Consider the following 22,854-nt stretch of genomic DNA (forward strand, 5'->3'; position numbering starts at 1 on the left):
CCCCCCCCCCCCCCCCCCCCCCCCCCCCCCCCCCCCCCCCCCCCCCCCCCCCCCCCCCCCCCCCCCCCCCCCCCCCCCCCCCCCCCCCCCGGGCCCGTGTCGTCTCAGCCCGAGAAACGGGAACATCCGGATCCCGAGACGGGCATGGAGGAGCGGGCCGGGGAATCTATACGATGAGCCCATGCGTTCCGTCGATGTGAGCAACCAGGCCCCGGGCACCCGCCTCGTGGCACGCCTGCACGTCGACCTGTGCCGGCTCGCCAGTGCGATCTGTCCCGGCACGCCCGCGCGTTCGCGCTGAGCCGCCCGCCCCACCCGGTGCCCACCGCCTGCCGGCGACGCCGAGCCCCGGGACCACCCTCCCCGCCGTGCCCGCCGCGGCCCACCCACCTCACGACTCGCACAGGAGCGCACCCATGGCCATCGAGGTCCGCATCCCGACCATCCTCCGCACCTACACCGACGGCGCCAAGGCCGTCGAGGGCACCGGCAGCAACCTCGGGGAGCTCTTCGCCGACCTCGACGCCCGCCACCCGGGCATCGCCGCCCGCCTGGTCGAGGGCGGTGAGCTGCGCCGCTTCGTCAACGTCTACCTGAACGACGAGGACGTCCGCTTCCTGGAGGGCATCTCCACCGCCCTCGCCGACGGTGACAGCGTCACCATCCTGCCCGCCGTGGCCGGCGGAGCCCGCTGACCTCCCGCCCTCCCGTCCGCCCAGCGGCGGGCGGGAGGGCGCCCTTCCGCACCCCCACCGCCGTGGCCGGAGGCCTCCCTTGCGTTACGACAGCCCGCTCGAAGCCGTCGGCAACACCCCGCTGGTCCGCCTGCCGCGGCTGTCCGCCGCCGTCCCCGGCAACACCGACGGGCAGGTGACGCTCTGGGCCAAGCTGGAGGACCGCAACCCCACCGGCTCGATCAAGGACCGCCCGGCGCTGCACATGATCGAGCGCGCCGAGGCCGCCGGCCGGCTCACCCCCGGCTGCACCATCCTGGAACCCACCAGCGGCAACACCGGCATCTCGCTCGCCATGGCCGCCAAGCTCAAGGGCTACCGGATGGTCTGCGTGATGCCCGAGAACACCAGCGAGGAACGGCGCGAACTGCTCCGCATGTGGGGCGCCGAGATCATCCCCTCGCCGGCCGCCGGCGGCTCCAACACCGCCGTCCGGATCGCCAAGGAGATCGCCGCCGAGCACCCGGACTGGGTCATGCTCTACCAGTACGGCAACCCCGACAACGCGGGCGCCCACTACGCCACCACCGGCCCCGAGATCCTCGCCGACCTGCCGACCGTCACCCACTTCGTGGCCGGCCTCGGCACCACCGGCACCCTGATGGGCGTCGGGCGCTACCTGCGCGAGAAGGTCCCCGGCGTGCGGATCGTCGCCGCCGAACCCCGCTACGACGACCTGGTGTACGGGCTGCGCAACCTCGACGAGGGCTTCGTCCCCGAGCTGTACGACGCCGCGGTGCTCACCACCCGTTTCTCGGTCGGCTCCGCGGACGCCGTCCGCCGCACTCGCGAACTCCTCCAGCAGGAGGGTATCTTCGCGGGCGTCTCGACCGGCGCGATCCTGCACGCCGCGATCGGCGTCGGCCGCAAGGCCGCGGCGGCCGGGGAGCGCGCCGACATCGTGTTCGTGGTCGCCGACGGCGGCTGGAAGTACCTGTCCACCGGCATCTACACCGCGGAGACCACCGAGGCGGCCGTCGAGGCGCTGCAGGGGCAGCTCTGGGCCTGAGAGCCCCAGCGGTGCTGGAGGGCCAGCTCCGGGCCTAGCCGCGTTGCAGGGCCTGCTGCGCGCGCGACCAGACCTGCCGGTCCACCGTGCCGGCCCGGCGGCGGAAGGCCGACAGCGGCACCTCGCGCAGCTCGTCGGTCTCCAGCCAGCTGGTGCGGCCCTGCCGGTCGCCCACCGAGGCGGGCGGCAGCGGCAGCACGCCCGGGCGTTCGGCGTGGTGCTTGCTGGTGATCTTCGCGACGGTCGCGGTGCGGCCGTGCACCCGCAGCACCAGGCACGGGCGGTCCTTCGACCCCGGGCCGTCCTCGAACGGGACCTCCGCCCACCAGATCTCCTGCGGCTGCGGCCCCGGACGGCCCTTGGCCGCCTGGCGCGGGCGCGGAGCCGTCGGACCGGCCGGTCGCGGCGCCGGGCGGGTGCGCCGGACCAGCGCCCCCACGACGGCGGCCAGGAGCGCGACGCCCGCCACCGCCAGGACCACCCAGACCCCGGTCGAACTGTTCATGGCGCGAACCGTACCGGGCCCATGGCGGCCCCCACCACCGTGAGTGCCCGGACGGCCGGGCATTTGTCCGCACCAGGCTCCCGGTTCGTCACGGAATGACCACGGTGCCCGTTCCGTGGTGAAGAGTCGCCGACGCCCGGACAGGCTGCCTCACGTACGCCCGCCCCGCCCCTCCGGAGGTGCCTCGTGGGGAGAAGCTCCGAGCTGTGGTCCTACGCCGAGATCGCCCGCCACATCAACGTGCAGGCCGAGAGCGTCCGCAACTACCGGCGGCACGGGCTGCTGCCCGACCCGGACGTCCTCGACGCCGGCGGCCACCCCCGCTGGTACCCCGACACGATCAAGGCCTGGGCCCGCAACCGCCCCCGCCACCGCTGACCCGACGGCACCCGAACGGACGGCACCGCCCCCGCCCCGGCGTTCTGGTGATTCCAGCCACAGCCCGGCACGGGGACGGGGGCAAAGTGTCGCTCCGCCCTTACTCTCGACACGCGAAGCAGTGCTACCGGCCGGTTCCACCGGCCCGGCCTGCCGTTTTCCAGCAGCAGCCAGGACGTGTCGGGGCGGAGGGGCTCGGATGAAACTGACCGTGGTGGGGTGCTCGGGGAGCTTCCCGTCCGCCGAATCGCCCTGCTCCAGCTACCTCGTCGAGGCCGACGGCTACCGCGTCGTGCTCGACCTCGGCAACGGTGCCCTCGGCGCCCTGCAGAAGTACGTGGACATCTACGAGGTCGACGCCGTCCTGCTCAGCCACCTGCACGCCGACCACTGCGTCGACCTGTGCGCCTACTGGGTCGCCCGCAACTACCGCGCCGAGGGCTGCCCCGACCCGATGCCCGTCTACGGCCCGGCCGGCACCGCCGAACGGCTCGCCCGCGCCTACGACATGCCGGAGAACCCGGGGATGAAGGAGGTCTTCGACTTCCACACCCTCACCCCCGGGGCCTTCGACCTCGGCCCGTTCCGGATCGAGGTCGCCCAGGTCAACCACCCCGTCGACGCCTTCGCCTTCCGCCTCGAACACGACGGCCGCGCGCTCGTCTACTCCGGCGACACCGGCGAGAGCGCCGAACTCGTCGAACTCGCCCGCGACGCCGACCTCTTCCTCTGCGAGGCCGCCTACATCGACGGCCGGGACACCTACCAGGCCGTCCACCTCAACGGCCGGGAGGCCGGCGAGCACGCCGCCGCCGCCCACGTCCGCCGGCTCGTCCTCACCCACATCCCCCCGTGGACCGACGCCGAGCACAACCGCCGCGACGCCGCCGCCGCGTACCCGGGCCCCGTCGAGGTCGCCCGGGCGGGTGCGGTGTACCGGATCTGAGCGGGCGGGCGGGCGGGCCGGTCGGCTCGGCGTCGGCCGTCTCAGCGTCGGCCGGGGAGCGGCAGGCCGAGGTGGTCGCGCAGGGTCGTCCCGCTGTAGTCGGTGCGGAACACCCCGCGCTCCTGGAGCAGCGGCACCACGCGGTCGACGAACGCGTCCAGGCCGCCCGGGGTCAGGTGGGGGACGAGGATGAAGCCGTCGGCCGCGTCGTTCTGCACGAAGAAGTCGATCCGCTCGGCGACCGTCGCGGGGGAGCCGATGAAGGACTGCCGGCCGGTCACCTCGATCACCAGCTCGCGGCTGGTGAGCTTCTTCTCGGCGGCCAGCGCCCGCCAGCGGGCGGCGACGGCCGACGGGTCGCCGATCCGGACCCGGCCCTGGGCCAGGGCGCTGTCCGGGTCGGGGTCGGCGGCGGGCAGCGGACCGTCCGGGTCGTGGTCGGACAGGTCGATGCCCCAGACCTGTTCCAGGAAGGCGATCGTGGTCTGCGGCCCGACCTGGGCCCGGCGGACCTCGGCGGCGAGTTCGGCGGCCTCGGCGTCGGTGTCGCCGAGGGCGAAGGTGACGCCGGGCATGATCTTCAGCTCGTCCGGCTTGCGGCCGTACGCGGCGAGCCGGCGCTTGACGTCCGCGTGGAAGGCCTGGCCGTCGGCGAGGGTGGAGTGCCGGCTGAAGACGACGTCGGCGGTCGCGGCGGCGAACTCCCGGCCCTCGTCGGAGTCCCCGGCCTGGATGACCACCGGGTGGCCCTGCGGCGGGCGGGGCAGCGAGAGCCGGCCCTCGACCTCGAACTGCGGGCCGCTGTGCCGGACGGTCTCCGCTCCGCCGTCCCAGAACTCCCGGGCGAGCTGCACGAATTCGGCGGCCCGGGTGTAGCGGTCGGCGCGGTCGAGGTAGCCGCCGCGGCGGAAGTTCTCCCCGGTGAAGGCGTCCGAGGAGGTGACCACGTTCCAGGCCGCGCGCCCGCCGGAGAGGTGGTCCAACGAGGCGAACCGACGGGCCAGTTCGTACGGTTCGTTGAAGGTGGCGTTGACGGTGCCGGCCAGCCCGAGACGGGTGGTGACGGCGGCCAGCGCGTTCAGCACGGTGATCGACTCGGGGCGGCCGACCACGTCCAGGTCGTGGATGCGGCCCTTGTTCTCGCGCAGCCGCAGGCCCTCGGCGAGGAAGAAGAAGTCGAACTTCCCGCGCTCGGCGGTCTCGGCGAGGTGGCGGAAGGAGTCGAACTCGATGTGGCTGCCGGAGTCCGGGTCGCTCCACACCGTGGTGTTGTTGACGCCGGGGAAGTGCGCGGCGAGGTGGATCTGCTTGAGCGGGCGGTCCGTCATCGGGTCACCTCGGCGAGAGCGGCAGCGGACGGGGCGGCGGCAGCGGACGGGGCGGTGGCGGCGGTGTTGGTGGCGGCGTCGGTGGCGTAGCGGCTGGCCGGGCGGGCCAGGCCGAGGTGGTCGCGCAGGGTGCGGCCGGCCGCGTACCCGGCGCGGAACAGCCCCTGGGCGCGCAGCACCGGGACGACCCGTTCGGCGAGGGCGGCCAGGTCCCGTTCGGGCTCGGCGGGGACGAGGTGGAAGCCGTCGACGCCGGTGCCGATCGCGGCGAGGTCGGCGAGCAGGCGGTCGGCCGCGGCGTCGTCGGGCAGGGAGGCGTCGGTCCGGGCGAGGATGCGCAGGTGCTCGCCGGCGCGCAGCCGCAGTTCGGTGGCGGCGGCCAGCCGGGCGGCGTGGTCGGGGGCGTCCAGCAGGACGACGTCGGCGTACCGGATCGCCGCCGCGACCCGGGCGCGACCGCCGGGGGAGGCGTACGGGGCGAGGTCGACGGCGGACATCGGGACGGCGACGACCGGGCGGCCCTGCGGTGGGCGCGGGGTGATCGACGGCCCGCGGACGGAGAAGTGCGGGCCCTCGAAGTCGACGTAGTGCAGCTTGTCGCGGTCGATGAACCGCCCGGTGGCGGTGTCGCGGATCTCCGCGTCGTCCTCCCAGCTGTCCCAGAGCCGGGCGGCGACCTCGACGGCGTCGGCGGCCTCCGCCCAGAGCGCGTCCGCGGGGGCGGTCGGGCGGCGGCCGAAGGCCTTGGCCTCGGCCTCGGTGGCGGAGACGCCGACCAGCCAGCCGGCCCGGCCCCGGCTCACCCAGTCCAGCGTGTTGACCGCGATCGAGGTGTGGAACGGCTCGGTGTGGGTGGTGGTGACGGTGGGCACCAGTCCGACCCGCTCGGTCAGCGGGGCGATCCGGGCGAGGGTGGCGAGGGCGTCGGGGCGGCGCGGTTCGGGGGTGAAGGAGTCGTCGAGGGTGACGAAGTCGAGGGTGGCCCGCTCGGCGAGGCGGGCGAGGGCGGCGTAGTGCCCGGCGTCGACGTGGCCGGGGCTGTCCAGGGCGGCGGAGAGGTGCAGTTGGCGGGGCATGCTGAGGCCTGACTTTCCTCGTGCGGACGCGTGCGGGCGACGCCGGCGAACGCGCACAGGGGGTGTGCGGGTGCGTACGGCCGCGCGCGGGTGCGCGGTGGCGGCCCGGAGGCGGGCGGGGCCCGTGCGGGCGGGAGGGGAGGAACGGCGCCGGGCGGGAGGTCAGCCGGGCGGCGGGGGGAACGGTCGGCTCAGCCGCGACACGCCGCGGACCACACGCGACCGAAGTCGATGTGGCTGCGGGTCACCAGCGGGCAGGACGCGTTCACGGCTTCAGTTGACCAGTGCCTGCGCCGGTTCGTCAACCGCCGTTCCCGCCGCCCCGGGGCGGGACGCACGACGACCCCGCCCCGCCGCTGGGGGAGCAGCGGCGGGGCGGGGTCGTGGAGTGCGGACGGGCGGGGCCTCAGGCCTTGGTCACGTCCTCGATCTCGTCGTCGTCCTCGCGACCGGGGGTCTTGAGGTCGAACTTGGTGATCGCGAAGCGGAAGAGGAAGTAGTACAGCGCGGCGAAGACCAGGCCGATCGGGATGATCAGCCACGGGTCGGTGGCCTTGCTCCAGGCCAGCGCGTAGTCGATCAGGCCGCCGGAGAAGGTGAAGCCGTCGTGCACGCCGAGCGCCCAGGTGACGGTCATCGAGACGGCGGTGAGCACCGCGTGGATGACGTACAGGGCCGGGGCGATGAAGACGAAGGCGAACTCGATCGGCTCGGTGACACCGGTGACGAAGGAGGTCAGCGCCAGCGAGACCATCATGCCGGTGATGGCCTTGCGGCGGTGCGGCTTGGCGGCGTGGGCGATGGCCAGTGCGGCGGCGGGCAGCGCGAACATCATGATCGGGAAGAAGCCGGACATGAACTGGCCGGCGGTCGGGTCGCCGGCGAAGAAGCGCGGGATGTCGCCGTGCACGATGGTGCCGTCGGCCTTGGTGAAGTCACCGGTCTGGAACCAGGCGTAGGAGTTCACGAACTGGTGCATGCCGACCGGCAGCAGACCGCGGTTGACCAGGCCGAAGGCGCCCGCGCCGAGCGCGCCGGCACCGATCAGGGTGTCGTTCAGGCTCTTGATGGCGTCGCCGACCGGGCCCCAGGTCAGGGCGAACAGGACACCGATGCCGGTGCCGACGAAGGCCATCAGGATCGGCACCAGACGGCGGCCGTTGAAGAAGCCGAGCCAGTCGACCAGCTTGGTGCGGTGGTACTTCTGCCACAGCACGGCGGCCAGCAGGCCGATCACGATGCCGCCGAGCACACCCGGGTTCTGGTAGGTCGGGTCGACCCACTTGCCGTCGGCGATGTGGCCCTTGGTGATCGGGAACGCGGTCAGCACGTTCTTGTAGACCAGGAAGCCGACCAGGGCGGCGAGGGCGGTGGAGCCGTCCGCCTTCTTGGCGAAGCCGATCGCGATACCCACCGCGAACAGCAGCGGCAGGTTGTCGAAGACCCCGCTACCGGCGGTGTTGAACACCGCGGCGACCTTGTCCCAGCCGAGGCCGTCCTTGCCGAACACGTCGTCCTGGCCGAGGCGCATCAGCAGACCGGCGGCGGGGAGCACGGCGATGGGCAGCTGGAGGCTGCGGCCGATCTTCTGCAGGCCCTGGAGCAGGTTCTGGCCGAATTTCTTGGCGGGGCTGGGCGTGGCCGGAGCCGTGGCGGGCGCCGGTGCCTGCGCTGACTGACTCATTGGGGTGGGTTCCTAACGGCATGGCGGTCGGGGGAGGGGCACAGGGGGCCGAACCGCGAACTGGTCTACACCACGTGTGGTGTAGACCAGTTTTGTAGCACGGGTGGAGAAGGGGGGGAACCCCGGAAAGCGCCCCTGCCGGGAAGCGCTATGAAATCGAAACCTAGTTGCGGAACGACGATCATGATTACCCGCCGTGATTGGGATTTTGGCTATTTGCGCAACAAAAAGACCCGGCCCCGTCCGGAGGCCCCGCCGAGGCCTCGTCAGGGGTCCGCCGCGGGCCCGGCGGTGCGCGGACGGGGGTCGGGTCGGCGGGGTTCACCGGCGGACGCGACGGTGTCCGGGCGGAGGCGGCCTCCGGAGCTCCGGTGCCCGCTGCCGGGGTCCGGGCCGGGTGCGGTGGGCGGCGGCGAAGGGGCCCACCGGGGTGTCGGACATCACGGACGGCCGGCGGTCGGGAGAAGTCCGGGCCCCACCCCGTCCGGCTTCGGCCAATCCGCGGCTTTCCGACCCCCTCGGCGCATGGTCGGGGCCGGCGGGGAAACGGTGGCGGCCGATTGCCGGCCACCGCCCGGGCCGGGCGGCGGCGGACTTTCCCCACCCCCGCGGTGCCCCCGGCCGGTGGCCCGGCGGCCGGGCGGTGCGGGTCGCCCCGGCCCCGCCCGGCACGGCTGACGGCCCGCCGGGGAATCCCCGGGGCGCATATCGGAATTGTTTTACCGCCCGGGCATTTGGTCCTTTCCGGAAATGTCGAAGGCCTCCGGACCGTCGGGTCCGGAGGCCATTGCGGGTGCTGCCCGGTGACGCTCGGTTTCAGACCTTGGTGACGTCCTCGACCTCGCTCTCGTCCTCCCGCCCGGGTGTTTTCAGATTGAATTTGACGATGATGAACCGGAAGAGCGCGTAGTACACGGCGGCGAAGCAGAGCCCGATCGGGATGATCAGCCACGGCTTGGTGGCCAGCCCCCAGTTGATGACGTAGTCGATCAGGCCGGCCGAGAAGCTGAAGCCGTCGTGCACCCCGAGCCCCCAGGTGACGGCCATCGAGGCGCCGGTCAGCAGCGCGTGCACGCCGTACAGGGCCGGGGCGACGTAGGCGAAGGAGTACTCGAGCGGTTCGGTGACGCCCGTCACGAAGGAGGTCAGGCCGACCGAGAGCATCAGGCCGTAGATCTCCTTGCGGCGGTGCGGTTTCGCCGAGTGCGCGATCGCCAGTGCGGCGGCGGGCAGCGCGAACATCATGATCGGGAAGAATCCGGACTGGAACTGGCCGGCCGTCGGGTCACCCGCCAGGAAGCGCGGGATGTCGCCGTGCGCGATGGTGCCGTCCGGCTTGATGAACTCGCCGAACTGGAACCAGACGAATGTGTTCAGCAGCTGGTGCATGCCGATCAGCAGCAGCGCGCGGTTGAACAGGCCGAAGATGCCGGCGCCGCCCGCGCCCAGGTCGGCCAGGGTCTGGCTGAAGTCGTTGAGCCCGCGGCCGATCGGCGGCCAGACCCAGAGCGCCACGCAGGCGGTGGCCAGGCCCACCACCGCGGTGATCATCGGCACCAGGCGGCGGCCGTTGAAGAAGCCCAGCCAGTCGACCAGCCTGGTGCGGTGGAAGCGGACCCAGAGCCAGGCCGACATCAGGCCGATCAGGATGCCGCCCAGGACGCCCGGGTTCTGGTACGTCGCGGCCGCCGCCTTGGCCGAGCTGTAGTCCACGCACTGGCCGGTCCAGGCGTCGGTGACCAGGACCGTCCCGTTCTTGCAGCTCTCCGGGAACGCGTGCAGGACCTTGTAGTAGACGAGGAAGCCCACCACGGCGGCCAGCGCGGTGGAACCGTCCGCCTTCTTCGCCATGCCGATCGCCACACCGACGCAGAACAGCATCGGCAGGCCGAACGAGGAGTCCAGCAGGGCGCCGCCGGCCGAGGCGAAGACCTTGGCGACGTCGGTCCAGCCGAGGCCGTCCTTGCCGAAGACGTCGGGCTGGCCGAGCCGGTTGAGGATGCCGGCCGCGGGGAGCACCGCCACCGGGAGCTGCAGGGAGCGGCCCATCTTCTGGAGGCCGCCGTAGAAGGTGTGCCACCACACGCGCTGCGGGGCCGTGGCGCCTGCCGAACTCATCCTTCGCCCTCCGAGAGCAGTTGCCGGCCGGTGGCCCCCGGCGGGACCCCCGGGCGGGGATCCGGAACACCCGGGGTCCTTTCTGCGTTCATCGGAGTACACATATATTGGTGTAGACCACTTTGGGACGCAGGCCGCACTCCGGGCACGAGCCCGCTGCTCGTCATCCTCTGGTGGCGGTCGGGACCGTGCGCGCCGGAATGGGCCAAAAGTGGACTAACGTGGCAGATCGGACCGGAGCAGGTGATGCTGGTCGCGCTGCCCGGCGGCGCGACCGCGGCTGAACCCGCGTCAGCACCGGTACCGACCACGCCGGCCACCGGTCGGCGGACACCCCAGTACAGCGCAGGACGGCACCCGGCAGAGCGGCCGGCGGGCCGAGACAGAGGGAGAAATCAGATGGCCAGCAAGGCTGAGAAGATCGTCGCCGGTCTGGGCGGCATCGACAACATCGAAGAGGTCGAGGGCTGCATCACCCGCCTTCGCACCGAGGTCAAGGACGCCTCCCTGGTCAACGAGGCCGCCCTCAAGGCCGCCGGCGCCCACGGCGTCGTCAAGATGGGCACCGCCATCCAGGTCGTCATCGGCACCGACGCCGACCCGATCGCCGCTGACATCGAGGACATGATGTGAGCTGAGCCACCGGGCTCACCCCACCCCCGGCCCGCCGCCCCACCCGGGAACGGCGGGCCGAGGCGCACCCGGGGACGGCGCCGAGCGCAGCCGGGGAGCGGCGCCCAGCCGCACCCCGGCGGGCCGAGGCGCACCCGGAACACCCGCTCCGAGCGACTACGCTCAGTGCCTATGTCACGCATCGACGGCCGCACCCCCGACCAGCTCCGCCCCATCACCATCGAACGGGGCTGGAGCAAGCACGCCGAAGGATCCGTCCTCATCTCCTACGGCGACACCAAGGTGCTGTGCACCGCCAGCGTCACCGAGGGCGTCCCCCGCTGGCGCAAGGGCAGCGGCGAAGGCTGGGTCACCGCCGAGTACTCCATGCTCCCGCGCGCCACCAACACCCGCGGCGACCGCGAGGCCGTCAAGGGCCGCATCGGCGGCCGCACCCACGAGATCAGCCGGCTCATCGGCCGCTCGCTGCGCGCCGTCGTCGACCACCGCGCCCTCGCCGAGAACACCATCGTCCTCGACTGCGACGTCCTCCAGGCCGACGGCGGCACCCGCACCGCCGCCATCACCGGCGCCTACGTCGCCCTCGCCGACGCGGTCGCCTGGGCCCGCGACCGCAAGCTCCTGCGCGCCAAGGGCCAGCCCATCACCGGCGGCGTCAGCGCCGTCAGCGTCGGCATCATCGACGGCGTCCCGATGCTCGACCTCCAGTACGAGGAGGACGTCCGCGCCGAGACCGACATGAACATCGTCTGCACCTCCGACGGCCGCTTCGTCGAGGTCCAGGGCACCGCCGAGGGCGCCCCCTTCGACCGCGCCCTGCTCGACCGCCTGCTCGACCTCGGCACCCTGGGCTGCGCCGAGCTCGACGAGATCCAGCGCAAGGCCCTGGAGGCCTGAACCGGTTCGGCCCACGGCGCCGTGGACCCGGATGTACCCGCAGCCGTACGGGCCGCTGTACACGCCGGGCCCGAAGCCCGTACGGTTCCCGCAGCACCCCTGCTGCGGGAACCGCGCACCCCCCGGCGCGCGTCCCGTCCCACGGAACCCGCGCGCCCCACAGGAGGACCGGATGCCGTCCAGCATCGCCCGCCCCGCCGCCCTCGCCGTGGCCGGCCTGATCGCCATCCTCCCGCTCAGCATGGTCAGTTGCTCCGCAGCCCAGAAGGCGATCGACTGCGGCAACACCGCGGTCAGGATCACCGGCGACCTCGCCGACGTCACCAGCGCCTACGGCAACGCGAGCAACGACTCGGCGGCCGCCGGGAAGGCGCTGGAGAAGCTCAGGACCGACCTCAACCAGGTCGGCAAGAACTCCAAGAACACCGACGTCGCCAAGGCCGTCGCCGACCTGCAGAAGCAGGCCGACAAGGTCCAGCAGGCCGTCGACAAGAAGGAGGTCCCCGACCTCAAGCCGCTCGGCGACGCGGCCGGCAACCTCACCTCGGTCTGCACCGGCTGACGCCGGGACGGCTGCCGATAGGGTGGGCGATATGTCCACCCGATTGATCCTCGCCACCCGTAACCAGCACAAGGTCGCCGAACTCCGCGCCATCCTCGGCGAGGCCGGCCTGGACGTCGAACTCGTCGGCGCCGACGCCTACCCCGAGATCCCGGACGTCCCGGAGACCGGCGTCACCTTCGCCGAGAACGCGCTCCTCAAGGCTCACGCCCTCGCCCGCGCCACCGGCCTGCCCGCCGTCGCCGACGACTCCGGCCTCTGCGTCGACGTCCTGAACGGCGCCCCCGGCATCTTCTCCGCCCGCTGGGTCGGCAAGCACGGCGACGACCGCGCCAACCTCGACCTGCTGCTCGCCCAGCTCTCCGACATCTCCGACCCGCACCGCGGCGCCCACTTCTTCTGCGCCGCCGCCCTCGCCCTCCCCGACGGCACCGAGCGCGTCGTCGAGGGCCGCCTCCTCGGCACCCTGCGCACCGCCCCCTCCGGCGACGGCGGCTTCGGCTACGACCCGATCCTCCAGCCCCTCGGCGAGACCCGCACCTGCGCCGAACTCACCCCCGCCGAGAAGAACGCCATCAGCCATCGCGGCCTGGCCTTCCGCGGCCTCGCCCCGGTCGTCAAGGACCTCCTGGGCTGACGGCCGGTCGGAGAGCGCCGAAGGCCCGCCGCGGATCATTCCGGGGCGGGCCTTCGAATCTAAGGCTAGTGCGGCCTGAGGGACTTGAACCCTCACGGGATTTCTCCCACGGGCACCTAAAACCCGGGCGTCTGCCGATTCCGCCAAGGCCGCATGGCCTCTAGTCTAGGGCTTCGCCCGTGCCGGGGCACCGTCCTTTCCGGTGCGGCACCGTCCCGGACGCGGGCGGGCGGTGGTGTCGAGGGGGTCGGCGGCGGGTTCGGCGGCGGGTTCAGTGGGGGCGTTCGGTCGCGGGGTGACGGGGTTTCGGCCAAGGGGTGACTTGTTGCCGTCGGTGGAGTGACCGGCGGGGTTGGGGATTTGATTACCAATTGGTACAGACCTATTGACCTATGTGGTTCAGACCACATAGCTTCGGCGCCAATTGCAATCCCCCCACGTGCGTGCTCCCCCACAGGCACGCGCCGACACTCTCTCCCGGAGGACCGAGTGTTGATCCGAAACACGGCGGAGCGGCGTCCCACCGCCGCACTCCGCCGCAAGAGCCCGGCTGCCCGGGCGGGCGCGGTCGCGCTGGCGGCGGCCGGTCTGGCCGGTCTGCTGCTGTCGACGCTGGGCGCGGTGCCCTCGCAGGCGTCCGCGACCGTCGACAACGGGGCCTGTCGCCCCGACGGCCTGTACCAGACGCCCGGGGTGGACGTCCCGTACTGCTCGGTCTACGACACCGGCGGCCGCGAGAAGATGGGCGCGGACCACCAGCGCCGCATCATCGGCTACTTCACCGGCTGGCGCACCGGCAAGAACGGCGACCAGCCCTACCTGGTGAACGACATCCCCTGGGACAAGGTCACCCACCTCAACTACGCGTTCGGCCACGTCGGCGGTGACAACAAGCTCTCCGTCGGCACCGACGGCCCGACCAACGAGGCCACCGGGATCTCCTTCCCGGGCGTGCCCGGCGCCGAGCTGGACCCGACGCTGCCCTACAAGGGCCACTTCAATCTGCTGACGAAGTTCAAGAAGCAGTACCCGAACGTCAAGACCCTGATCTCGGTGGGCGGTTGGACCGAGACCGGCGGCTACTTCGGGGACGACGGCAAGCGCGTCAACTCCGGCGGCTTCTACTCGATGACCGTCAACCCGGACGGCAGCGTCAACCAGGCCGGCATCGACACCTTCGCCGCCTCGTCCGTCGACTTCATCCGCAAGTACGGTTTCAACGGCGTCGACGTCGACTACGAGTACCCGACCTCGATGAAGGACGCCGGCAACCCGCTGGACTGGCAGCTCGCCAACTCCAAGCGCGGCTCGCTGGCGAAGGGCTACGCGGCGCTGATGAAGACGCTGCGCGAGAACCTGGACCGGGCCGGCGCCGCCGACGGCAGGCACTACCTGCTGTCGGTCGCGGCACCGTCGTCCGGCTACCTGCTGCGCGGCATGGAGACCTTCCAGGTGGCGCAGTACCTGGACTACGTCAACATCATGTCGTACGACCTGCACGGCGCCTGGAACAAGTACGTCGGCCCGAACGCCTCGCTGTTCGACGACGGCAAGGACGGCGAGCTGGCGGCGGCCAACGTGTACGGCACCGGCCAGTACGGCGGCATCGGCTACCTGAACGCCGACTGGTCGTACCACTACTTCCGCGGTGCGATGCCGGGCGGCCGGATCAACGTCGGCCTGCCGTACTACACCCGGGGCTTCAAGAACGTCACGGGCGGCACCAACGGCCTGTGGGGCACCGCGGCGGCGACCACCTGCCCGGTCGGCTCCGGCCTGACCTCCTGCGGTGACGGCGCGGTCGGCATCGACAACATCTGGAACGACAAGGACGACGCGGGCAAGGAGTCCCCGGCCGGGTCGAACCCGATGTGGCACGCGAAGAACCTGGAGAAGGGCATCCTGCCCGACTACCTGGCCAAGTACGGCGTGAAGGACACCGCGCTGCAGGGCACCTACGCCCGCAACTACAGCAGCAGCCTGGTGGCGCCGTGGCTGTGGAACGACGCCAAGAAGGTGTTCCTCTCCACCGAGGACGAGCAGTCGGTGGGTGCCAAGGCGGACTACATCGTCAACCAGGGCGCCGGCGGCGCGATGATCTGGGAGCTCGCGGGCGACTACAAGTGGGACGCGAGCGCCAACGGCGGCAAGGGCGAGTACGTGCCGGGTTCGACGCTGACCTCGCTGATGTACGACAAGTTCAAGGCGGCCACGCCGTACGGCGCGACCCGTTCGACGGTCCCGCTGCCGCAGCAGACCCTGCCGATCGACGTGTCGTTCACCAACTTCGCGCTGGGTGACTCGAATTACCCGATCAACCCGAAGATCCACATCGTCAACAACTCGACGACGACCCTGCCGGGCGGCACCGAGTTCCAGTTCGACTACAGCAACTCGGCTCCGGGCAACGCCAAGGACCAGTCCGGCTTCGGCCTCCAGGTCATCCGGCAGGACAACCCCGGTCCGGGCAACGTGGGCGGCCTGAAGGGCACCTACAACCGGGTGTCGGTCAAGCTGCCGGGCTGGCAGTCGCTGGCGCCGGGCGCCTCGGTGGACCTGGACTTCGTCTACTACCTGCCGGTCTCGACCCCGTCGAACTGGACGGTCAACGTGAACGGCACGCTGTACGGGCTCAAGGGCGACCTGACCCGGGGCACGGTGGACGGCGGCACGCCGACCCCGACCCCGACCCCGACGCCTACCGCGACCGCCACCGCTTCGCCGACCGCGACCGCCTCCCCGACGGCGACCGCCTCGCCCACCGCCACGGCCTCGCCGACCGCGACGGCCACCGCGACCGCCACCCCGACGACGGGGGCCTGCACGGCCGCCCCGAGCTGGGACGCGGGCACCACCTACGCGGCCACCACCAAGGTGTCGTGGAAGGGCCACTACTACCAGAACAAGTGGTGGACCAAGGGCGACGACCCCGCGGCCAGCGGCTCGTGGGGCGTCTGGAGCGACCTCGGGGCCTGCTGACGGCGCCCTGAGGTGAGAGACGGCGGTGGCGGTGCACCCGGTCGGGGGGTGTGCCGCCACCGCTTCGTTCAGCGAGGTGCCGGGAGAGCGAGGTGCCGGGAGAGCGAGGCACCGGGCGAGCGAGGTGCCGGGCCGTCGAGCGCCAGGCCTTCGAGCGTCAGGCCGTCTCGACCTTGAGGTCGCGCAGCAGCTTGGCGACGTGCCCGGTGGCCTTCACGTTGTACAGTGCGCGCTCGACCTTGCCCTGCTCGTCCACGATCACGGTGGAGCGGATCACGCCGACGTAGGTGCGGCCGTAGTTCTGCTTCTCGCCGTAGGCGCCGTAGGCCTCCAGCACCTGGTGGTCCGGGTCGGACACCAGGGTGACCTTGAGGTTCTCGGCCTCGCGGAACTTGCCGAGCTTCTCCGGCTTGTCCGGGGAGACGCCGATGACGTCGTAGCCGGCGCCGGCGAGGACCTCCAGGTTGTCGGTGAAGTCGCAGGCCTGCTTGGTGCAGCCGGGGGTGAGCGCGGCCGGGTAGAAGTAGACGATGACCTTGCGGCCCAGGTGGTCGGCGAGGGACACCTGGTTGCCGTCGGCGTCGGACAGGCTGAAGGCGGGCGCGGTGTCGCCGGGCTGGAGACGCTCACTCACGGGTAAATCTCCTGTTGCTGGGGCGGGCGGTCATAGCACGGCAAACTTACCCCCGATGGTGGGTGGGGTCGCGCGGCCCTGCTCGGCAACTGACAGACTGGGTCAGTCGCACAGGACAACATCAGCAAGTGAATGGGGTGGCCCGAGTGGGCGAGGCGAGCACGAAGGACAAGTCGGCGCGGACGACCGCCCAGATCGAGGCGGACATCTCCCGGACCCGCACCCAGCTGGCGGCCACCCTGGACGAGCTGGCCGTGCGCGTCCACCCGAGCACGATCAGCGCCCAGGTGAAGGCGAAGGCCGTGGCCGCCGTCGAGGAGAAGGCCGGTCGGGCGTACGTGGCCGCCAACGGCGTGGTGGAGAAGGTGCGGGCGCAGTTCGTGGACGAGAAGGGGCAGCCGCGTACGGAGCGGATCGTCCCGGCCGCGCTGGTCGGCGTGGGCGTGCTGCTGCTGGTGGCTTCCGCCCGGAAGCGCCGCAAGGGCTGAACGGGCACGGGGTGAGGGCCGGGCGCGGGAGGCGTCCGGCCTTCGGTGTGCCCGGGCCCGGGAGGTGTGCCCGGCTCTGGGGGGTGTGTCCGGGCCCGGGTGTGTGTCCGGCCCCGCGGGCGCCGCGGCTTCCCGCATGCCGGGCCAGCGTCACGCCGCGCGCCCGGGGGCGGTACCTTCGGGATCGTGAGTACGAACGACGAACCGACCCCGCAGGCCTCCTCCGCCGCACCCGAGTACGAGGCGGCGCGGCACGACCGGCTGGGCGAGAAGCTGCCGATCCGGATGCTGCACGACCGCGTGCTGGTGCGGATCGAGGGCAGCGAGGGCGAGCGCCGCTCGACCGGCGGCATCCTGATCCCCGCGACCGCGGAGCTGTCCAAGCGCTGCACCTGGGCGGAGGCCGTCGCGGTGGGCCAGAGCGTCCGCTCGGTGGAGCCGGGCGACCGGGTGCTGTACGACCCGGAGGACAAGCTGGAGGTCGAGGTCCGCGGCGCCACCTACGTGCTGCTGCGCGAGCGTGACCTGCACGCGGTGGCGGCGACCCGCTTCGGCGACACGGAGGGCTCGACCGGGCTCTACCTCTGAACCTCTGAGCACGGACGTGGCGTGAGCCGGTCGGGGCGGTGCCCCGGCCGGCTCCTTGCGTCCGGGCCTGTCGGTGGTGGGGGCTAGGGTCCGGGCATGACGAGGCGTGTGCCGGTGATCGGCGAGGGTGAGCGGCGGGCCCGGGTGGGGCGGCGGCAGTTGCTGGCGCCGTCGGTGCGGGTGGCGCGGGTGGAGCAGGTGGCGGACGCGCTGGTGGGGCTGCACGCGTCGGACCCGGCGACGGTGTACCTGTCGGCGTGCGCGCGGCTGGTGGAGCCGTCGGTGGCGGAGGTGGACCGGGCGCTGTACGAGGACGTCACGCTGGTGAAGCTGCTGTCGATGCGGCGGACGCTGTTCGCGGTGACGGAGGGCTTCGCGCCGCACGTGAGTTCGTCGACGGCGCGGGCGATCGCGGCGAGGGAGCGGGCGACGCTGCTCAAGCACCTGCGGGACCACGCGGACGGCTGGGACGAGGCGCGGCTGGCCGGGGCGGAGCGCGCGGTGCTGGCCGCCGTGGCCCGGCGCGGCGAGGCGACGACGAAGGAACTCGGCGACGACGTGCCGGAGTTGCGCGAGACGATGCTGATGTCGGCGGGCAAGCCGTACGAGAACCGGCAGAGCGTGGGCAGTCGGCTGCTGCGGCTGCTGGCCGCGGACGGGCACGTGCGGCGGGGCCGCCCGCGCGGGTCGTGGCTGAGCAACGTCTATCCGTGGGCGCCGGTGCCGCAGTGGCCGGAGGCGCCGGTGCGGGAGGCGAAGGCGGAGGTGGTGCGGCGCTGGCTGGCCGGGTACGGCCCGGCGACCGTCGAGGACGTGAAGTGGTGGACGGGCTGGACGCTGGGGGACACCCGCCGGGCGCTGGCGGACGTGGGCGCCGAGGACGTGGAGCTGGCGGGCGGGGCGGCGGCGCTGGTGCTGCCGGGGGACGCCGGGCCGGTGGCGGAGCCGGAGCCGTGGGCGGCGCTGCTGCCGGGGCTGGATCCGACGGTGATGGGCTGGCGGGGGCGGGACTGGTACCTGCGGCCGGAGGACGTGCCGGCGCTGTTCGACCGGGCGGGCAACGCCGGGCCGACGGTGTGGTGGTGCGGCCGGGTGGTGGGCGGCTGGGCGCAGCGGCCGGACGGTGAGGTGGTGTGGCGGCTGTTCGGTGATGTGGGGGCGGAGGCCGGGGCGGCGATCGCGGCGGAGGCGGCGCGCCTGGCGGGCTGGTTGGGGGATGTGCGGGTGACGCCGCGGTTCCGGTCGCCGTTGGAGCGGGAGTTGGTGGCGGGGTAGTTCACCGGCCGGCGGGGTGGTTCACCGCTCGGGGGGGGCACCGCTCAGGGGGTTGCTCACTGGGCGGGAGGGGTGGCTCGCTGGGCCGGTGGTGTCGCGCTCGTCGCCGGGTTGGTGGCGGCGCCGGTGGTGCTGGGTGGCGTGGTCGGGTGGGTGGGCCGGGTCTGGGTGGGTCGGGGGGTGGGGCTGGACTGCTCCTGGGTGGCGGTGGGCTGGGGTGCCTGCGGGCTGGGCTGTTCCTGGGTGGTGGTGGGCTGCGGGGCGGGCGCGCTGGGGGCGTGGGTGGGGGTGTCGGGCACGGGGGTGCTGCTGGGGGGTTCCTCGCTGCTGCCGCCGCCGGTGGTGGGGGCGGTGGCGGTGGGGCTGGGGGTGGTGGTGGCGCTGCTGCTGGGGCTGAATCCGGGGGCGGGGGTGTCGCGGCCGGTCTGGAGGTCGAACTGCTGGGTGGCGGTGCCGTCGAGGGCGGCGCTCATGTAGGCGGTCCAGATCCGGGTGGGGAAGGTGCCGCCGTTGATCCGGGCGAGTCCCGCGGTGCCGGCCAGTGGTTCCTTGGCGTGGGTCTTCGGGTTCTCGCGGAACAGGCCGACGGTGGTGGCGAGTTCGGGGGTGTAGCCGGCGAACCAGGCGGAGAGGTTGGAGTCGGTGGTGCCGGTCTTGCCGGCGGCGGGGCGGCCGAGGTCGAGGGCGGCGGCGCCGGTGCCGCGGGGGCCGATGACGTCGCGCAGGACGTCGGTGACGGTGTCGGCGTAGGGCCGGTCGATGGCGTCGACGGGGGTGTGGTCGGGCATCTTGGGGGCGTCGACGGCGCCGCCGGTGTGGACGCGTGCGAGTTTGAGGACGGACCACGGGGCGTTCGCCTGGCCGTGGTTGGCGAGGGTGGCGTAGGCGCCGGCCAGGTCGAGGGCGCTGGGGGTGGCGGTGCCGAGGGTCATCGAGGTGTTGGCCGGGTCCATGCCGCGGACGCTGTCGGGAATGCCGAGTTTGACGGCGGTGTCGCGGACGCGGGCGAGGCCGGCATCGACGCCCTCCTGCGCGTACACGGAGTTGACGGACTTCACCATGGCGTAGCGCAGGGTGATGTTGCCGTAGTCGACGTCGTCCTCGTTGGGCGGCGCGTAGGGGGTGGGGCCGCCGGTGACGGGGCGTTCGCTGGTGCCGTCGTAGCGGGTGTCGGGGGTGATCTGCCGGCCGTCGAGGGTGTGCTGGGCGATGAGGCCGGCGGCGAGGTCGACGGGTTTGAAGGTGGAGCCGATCTGGTTGTCCTGGCGCAGGGCGTCGTTGTAGGGCTGTTTGGCGTAGTCGGGGCCGCCGTAGACGGCGACGACGCGGCCGGTGGCGGTTTCGACGGAGGCGCCGGCGACCCGGACGTCGGTGTCGGTGGCGGGGCGGCGCTGGGGGTCGAGTTCGTCGGTGAGTTCGTCCTGGACGGCCTTGTGGAAGGCGTCCTGCTTGGGCTTGTCGAAGGTGGTGGTGATGCGCCAGCCGCCGGCCTTGAGGGTGGCGGTGTCGATGATGCCGGCGGAGACGAGGTAGTCGTCGGCGACGCCGACGAGGTAGCCGGCCTGGCCGGAGAGGCCGGTGGCGGGCTGGGGGTCGATCGGTTCGGGGAAGGTGGTGGCGGTGCGTTCGGCGTCGGTGAGGAAGCCGAGTTGGACCATGCCGTCGAGGGTGTAGTGCCAGCGGGCGATGGCCTTCTCGCGGTTGGCGGGGGTGGCGGTCTTGACGTCGTAGCTGCTGGGGGCCTGGAGGAGGGAGGCGAGGTAGGCGCCCTGGGCGAGGGTGAGGGCGGAGACGTCGACGCCGTAGTAGGCGTGGGCGGCGCTCTGGATGCCGTAGGCGCCGCGGCCGAAGTAGCTGCTGTTGAGGTAGCCGGCGAGGATCTCGGGCTTGTCGCGCTGTTGGTCGACCTTGAGGGCGATGAAGAGTTCGCGGCCCTTGCGTTCGATGGTCTTGTCCTGCGTCAGGTAGTAGTTCTTGACGTACTGCTGGGTGATGGTGGAGCCGCCCTGCGTGCCCTTGCCGGTGAGGGTGTTCCAGCCGGCCCGGAGCATGCCTTTGAGGTCGATGCCGCGGTTGCGGTAGAAGGTGCGGTCCTCGGCGGAGACGACGGCGTGCTGGGTCTGCGGGGGGATCTGGTCGATGGTGACGTCGGTGCGGTTGACGGCGCCGGTGCGGGCGATCTCGGTGGTGTCGTCGGCGTAGAGGTAGATGTTGTTCTGGGCGACGGCGTGGGCGTTGGGATCGGGCACCGGGACGATGACGTAGAGCACGGCGAAGGCGCCGACGGTGAGCAGGAGCGCGGCGGTGAGGGCGCCGAGCGTGATGCGCCAGGTGGGCAGGAGCCGGCGCCAGCGGGGGAGGGCTCGGCGGGCCGCGCGGCGGGCGGCTCGTTTGGCCTGGCGTCGGGTGCTCAAGGTCATGCCGCGATTATGTGCTATTTGATGGCCGATCAGGGGGTGGTCGGGGGGTTGGCGTGCTCGGGGAAACCGGGTGCGGCGGCTGGTCCTCGGCGCTACGGTGAAAGGTGCAAACCAGGTAGCGCCTCACGTGGCGCACTCGCATAGCGCACCCAGTTCCGTCAGCTCCGCGCGTTCGGCCCGGTACCCCCGGGTGCGGCCGGTCGGAGCCGCTGGGGTGTGCGCGGACGTCGGCGGGCATCCACCTGCCCGTATTTGTCGACAAGGAGACAATATGCTGAATCTCGCGCCCCCGGAGACGCGGACCGCACGCCCTCCTGATCCCACCGGGCCGCTCCCCGTCCTCGGGCTCTACGCGGCCGTCGCCCGCGGCGCCTTCCGCCGCTACTCCACCTACCGGGCCGCCACCGTGGCCGGCACCTTCACCAACACCGTCTTCGGCATCATCCTGGCCTCCTCCTTCCTCGCCCTCTGGCAGGCCCGCCCCAGCCTCGGCGGCTACGACCAGAGCCAGGCCGTCACCTACATCTGGGTCAGCCAGGCCCTGCTGGTCACCGTCGCGGTGTGGGGCGGCGGCTTCCAGGACGACCTCCAGGACCGCTTCCGCAGCGGGGACATCGCCGTCGACCTCTACCGTCCGGTCGACTTCCAGGGCTGGTGGCTGGCCACCGACCTCGGCCGGGCCGCCTTCCAACTGCTGGTCCGTGGCACCGTGCCGCTGCTGGTCGGCGCCCTGGTGTTCCGCACCCGGATGCCCGAGCAGCCGCTGACCTGGGCGGTCTTCCTGCTCTCGGTGCTGCTCGCGCTGGTGGTCAGCTTCGGGCTGCGCTTCCTGGTCTCGATCACCGGCTTCTGGCTGCACGACTCGGACGGGGTGCGCTCGGTGATGCTGGTGGTCTCGATGTTCTTCTCCGGGATGCTGCTGCCGATCGTGCTCTTCCCCGGCCTGCTCGGCGACCTCGCCACGGTGCTGCCCTGGGCGGCGCTGGTGAAGGTGCCGACCGACGTCTTCCTGGAGCGCTCGACCGGCGCCGGCCTGCTCGGCGCGCTCGGCTTCCAGCTCGCCTGGGCCGTCGCCCTGCTCGCCGCGGGCCGGGGCGCCCAGTGGCTGGCGACCCGCAAGGTGGTGGTGCAGGGTGGCTGAGCCGATCGTGCCCCGCACCGCGTGGGCGGTCCGCTCCTGGTGGCTGTGCGCCCGGATGTGGATGCGCTCGATGATGGCCTACCGGGCCTCCTTCGCCCTGAACCTGGTGGCCAGCCTGGCCACGCACTCGCTGGACTTCGTCGTCCTGGTGCTGATGTTCCGGCACACCGACCAGCTGGGCGGCTGGCGACTGCCGGAGATCGCCTTCCTCTACGGCACCGCGACCTTCGCCCTCGGCGTGGCCAACCTGCTGGTCGGCTCGGTCGAGGGCCTCGGCGTGCGGATCGTCAACGGATCGCTGGACACCATGCTGATCCGGCCCGCGCCCGCGCTCGCCCAACTGTGCGCCGAACGCTTCTCGCTGCGCCGGCTCGGCCGCCCCATCCAGGCCCTGGCGGTGCTCGCCTGGTCACTGGCCACCCTGGACGTCCACTGGACCTGGGACCGCGTGCTGCTGGTGCCCGCCCTGCTGGTCTGCGGCAGCGTCATCTTCGGTGCGATCTACGTCGGCGGCGCGACCGTGCAGTTCTGGTGGGGCGAGTCCAAGGAGATCCAGAACTCCTTCACCTACGGCGGCGCGACCCTGCTGCACTACCCGCCGACCATCTTCGCCAAGGAACTGGTGGCCGGCGTGGTCTTCGGCGTCCCGCTGGCCTTCGTCAACTGGCTGCCCGCCCTGCACGTCCTCGGCCGGCCCGACCCGCTCGGCCTGCCCACCGCCTTCCAGTACGCCTCCCCGCTCGCCGCCGCGCTCTGCGTCGCCGCCGCCGGGCTCGCCTGGCGGGCCGGGCTGCGCGCCTACCGCGGCACCGGCAGCTGAAG

Annotated in this window: 22 protein-coding genes and 1 tRNA gene; 15 read left to right on the plus strand and 8 right to left on the minus strand. The window is 72.4% G+C overall.

What is annotated here, in order from left to right:
• Positions 1–181: 181 nt before the first annotated feature.
• From AC07AL_RS28635 to AC07AL_RS28645, 3 genes are all read left to right on the plus strand, one after another.
• The gene (locus AC07AL_RS28635; RefSeq protein WP_347878546.1) at positions 182–301 is read left to right on the plus strand and encodes a putative leader peptide; all 120 of its coding nucleotides are present in this window, start codon (positions 182–184) and stop codon (positions 299–301) included.
• Between the two features lie 115 nt (positions 302–416).
• Entirely contained in the window at positions 417–695 is a 279-nt protein-coding gene (locus AC07AL_RS28640; RefSeq protein WP_363370276.1) for a MoaD/ThiS family protein, read from the plus strand.
• A gap of 79 nt (positions 696–774) precedes the next feature.
• Entirely contained in the window at positions 775–1,743 is a 969-nt protein-coding gene (locus AC07AL_RS28645) for a PLP-dependent cysteine synthase family protein (protein WP_363583759.1), read from the plus strand.
• 34 nt (positions 1,744–1,777) lie between these two features.
• Here the strand turns inward: AC07AL_RS28645 and AC07AL_RS28650 are convergent, their stop codons facing one another.
• Complete coding sequence (locus AC07AL_RS28650; protein WP_363628116.1) at positions 1,778–2,248, minus strand: type II toxin-antitoxin system PemK/MazF family toxin; 471 nt, start codon at positions 2,246–2,248, stop codon at positions 1,778–1,780.
• Positions 2,249–2,434: 186 nt separating this feature from the next.
• Here AC07AL_RS28650 and AC07AL_RS28655 point away from each other — a divergent pair, with 186 nt between their 5' ends.
• Positions 2,435–2,626, plus strand: a complete 192-nt coding sequence (locus AC07AL_RS28655; RefSeq protein ID WP_363583755.1) for a MerR family transcriptional regulator — start codon at positions 2,435–2,437, stop codon at positions 2,624–2,626.
• 199 nt (positions 2,627–2,825) lie between these two features.
• Positions 2,826–3,572: an MBL fold metallo-hydrolase gene (locus AC07AL_RS28660; protein ID WP_350881195.1), complete on the plus strand. Its 747-nt coding sequence runs from the start codon at positions 2,826–2,828 to the stop codon at positions 3,570–3,572.
• 41 nt (positions 3,573–3,613) lie between these two features.
• Here AC07AL_RS28660 and AC07AL_RS28665 read toward each other — a convergent pair whose 3' ends face one another.
• From AC07AL_RS28665 to AC07AL_RS28680, 4 genes are all read right to left on the minus strand, one after another.
• Positions 3,614–4,900, minus strand: coding sequence for an LLM class flavin-dependent oxidoreductase (locus AC07AL_RS28665; protein ID WP_400986670.1), 1,287 nt, complete (start codon positions 4,898–4,900; stop codon positions 3,614–3,616).
• Complete coding sequence (locus AC07AL_RS28670) at positions 4,897–5,976, minus strand: LLM class flavin-dependent oxidoreductase (protein ID WP_363628119.1); 1,080 nt, start codon at positions 5,974–5,976, stop codon at positions 4,897–4,899. Before AC07AL_RS28670 ends, AC07AL_RS28665 begins: the two co-directional genes overlap by 4 nt.
• Positions 5,977–6,382: 406 nt before the next feature.
• Positions 6,383–7,660, minus strand: a complete 1,278-nt coding sequence (locus tag AC07AL_RS28675) for a PTS transporter subunit EIIC (RefSeq protein ID WP_363628120.1) — start codon at positions 7,658–7,660, stop codon at positions 6,383–6,385.
• Between the two features lie 816 nt (positions 7,661–8,476).
• On the minus strand, positions 8,477–9,778 hold the full coding sequence (locus tag AC07AL_RS28680; RefSeq protein ID WP_400810283.1) for a PTS transporter subunit EIIC: 1,302 nt from the start codon (positions 9,776–9,778) through the stop codon (positions 8,477–8,479).
• Between the two features lie 399 nt (positions 9,779–10,177).
• Here AC07AL_RS28680 and AC07AL_RS28685 point away from each other — a divergent pair, with 399 nt between their 5' ends.
• From AC07AL_RS28685 to rdgB, 4 genes are all read left to right on the plus strand, one after another.
• Complete coding sequence (locus AC07AL_RS28685; protein WP_063349220.1) at positions 10,178–10,411, plus strand: PTS sugar transporter subunit IIB; 234 nt, start codon at positions 10,178–10,180, stop codon at positions 10,409–10,411.
• Between the two features lie 171 nt (positions 10,412–10,582).
• Positions 10,583–11,308 (plus strand): ribonuclease PH, encoded by a 726-nt coding sequence (rph, locus tag AC07AL_RS28690; RefSeq protein WP_350881205.1) that lies wholly within the window; start codon positions 10,583–10,585, stop codon positions 11,306–11,308.
• A gap of 172 nt (positions 11,309–11,480) precedes the next feature.
• Entirely contained in the window at positions 11,481–11,870 is a 390-nt protein-coding gene (locus AC07AL_RS28695; RefSeq protein ID WP_363620061.1) for a hypothetical protein, read from the plus strand.
• Between the two features lie 31 nt (positions 11,871–11,901).
• Positions 11,902–12,507, plus strand: coding sequence for an RdgB/HAM1 family non-canonical purine NTP pyrophosphatase (gene rdgB / locus AC07AL_RS28700; RefSeq protein WP_363583742.1), 606 nt, complete (start codon positions 11,902–11,904; stop codon positions 12,505–12,507).
• A 69-nt stretch (positions 12,508–12,576) separates the two neighbouring features.
• Here rdgB and AC07AL_RS28705 read toward each other — a convergent pair.
• A tRNA-Leu gene (locus AC07AL_RS28705) sits at positions 12,577–12,660 on the minus strand.
• A gap of 342 nt (positions 12,661–13,002) precedes the next feature.
• Between AC07AL_RS28705 and AC07AL_RS28710 the strand changes: the two genes are divergently transcribed.
• Positions 13,003–15,486 (plus strand): chitinase C-terminal domain-containing protein, encoded by a 2,484-nt coding sequence (locus AC07AL_RS28710; RefSeq protein ID WP_400331746.1) that lies wholly within the window; start codon positions 13,003–13,005, stop codon positions 15,484–15,486.
• 157 nt (positions 15,487–15,643) lie between these two features.
• Here AC07AL_RS28710 and bcp read toward each other — a convergent pair whose 3' ends face one another.
• A complete protein-coding gene (bcp, locus tag AC07AL_RS28715) occupies positions 15,644–16,120 on the minus strand; it encodes a thioredoxin-dependent thiol peroxidase (protein WP_063349225.1) in 477 nt (158 codons plus the stop codon).
• Between the two features lie 146 nt (positions 16,121–16,266).
• On the opposite strand from bcp, the gene AC07AL_RS28720 reads away from it, so the two are divergent.
• From AC07AL_RS28720 to AC07AL_RS28730, 3 genes are all read left to right on the plus strand, one after another.
• Entirely contained in the window at positions 16,267–16,608 is a 342-nt protein-coding gene (locus tag AC07AL_RS28720; RefSeq protein ID WP_063349226.1) for a DUF3618 domain-containing protein, read from the plus strand.
• A 285-nt stretch (positions 16,609–16,893) separates the two neighbouring features.
• Positions 16,894–17,196, plus strand: coding sequence for a GroES family chaperonin (locus AC07AL_RS28725; RefSeq protein ID WP_079136310.1), 303 nt, complete (start codon positions 16,894–16,896; stop codon positions 17,194–17,196).
• Between the two features lie 96 nt (positions 17,197–17,292).
• A complete protein-coding gene (locus AC07AL_RS28730) occupies positions 17,293–18,471 on the plus strand; it encodes a winged helix DNA-binding domain-containing protein (RefSeq protein ID WP_363583738.1) in 1,179 nt (392 codons plus the stop codon).
• A gap of 56 nt (positions 18,472–18,527) precedes the next feature.
• Here the strand turns inward: AC07AL_RS28730 and AC07AL_RS28735 are convergent, their stop codons facing one another.
• Positions 18,528–20,891: a transglycosylase domain-containing protein gene (locus tag AC07AL_RS28735; RefSeq protein ID WP_478318728.1), complete on the minus strand. Its 2,364-nt coding sequence runs from the start codon at positions 20,889–20,891 to the stop codon at positions 18,528–18,530.
• A gap of 271 nt (positions 20,892–21,162) precedes the next feature.
• Between AC07AL_RS28735 and AC07AL_RS28740 the strand changes: the two genes are divergently transcribed.
• Both AC07AL_RS28740 and AC07AL_RS28745 read left to right on the plus strand, forming a co-directional pair.
• On the plus strand, positions 21,163–22,032 hold the full coding sequence (locus tag AC07AL_RS28740; RefSeq protein ID WP_478318729.1) for an ABC transporter permease: 870 nt from the start codon (positions 21,163–21,165) through the stop codon (positions 22,030–22,032).
• On the plus strand, positions 22,025–22,852 hold the full coding sequence (locus AC07AL_RS28745) for an ABC transporter permease (RefSeq protein ID WP_363583732.1): 828 nt from the start codon (positions 22,025–22,027) through the stop codon (positions 22,850–22,852). The genes AC07AL_RS28740 and AC07AL_RS28745 overlap by 8 nt, the downstream gene beginning before the upstream one ends.
• The last annotated feature ends 2 nt before the right edge of the window (positions 22,853–22,854 follow it).

The sequence above is a fragment of the Kitasatospora sp. NPDC043949 genome, from assembly GCF_056435365.1.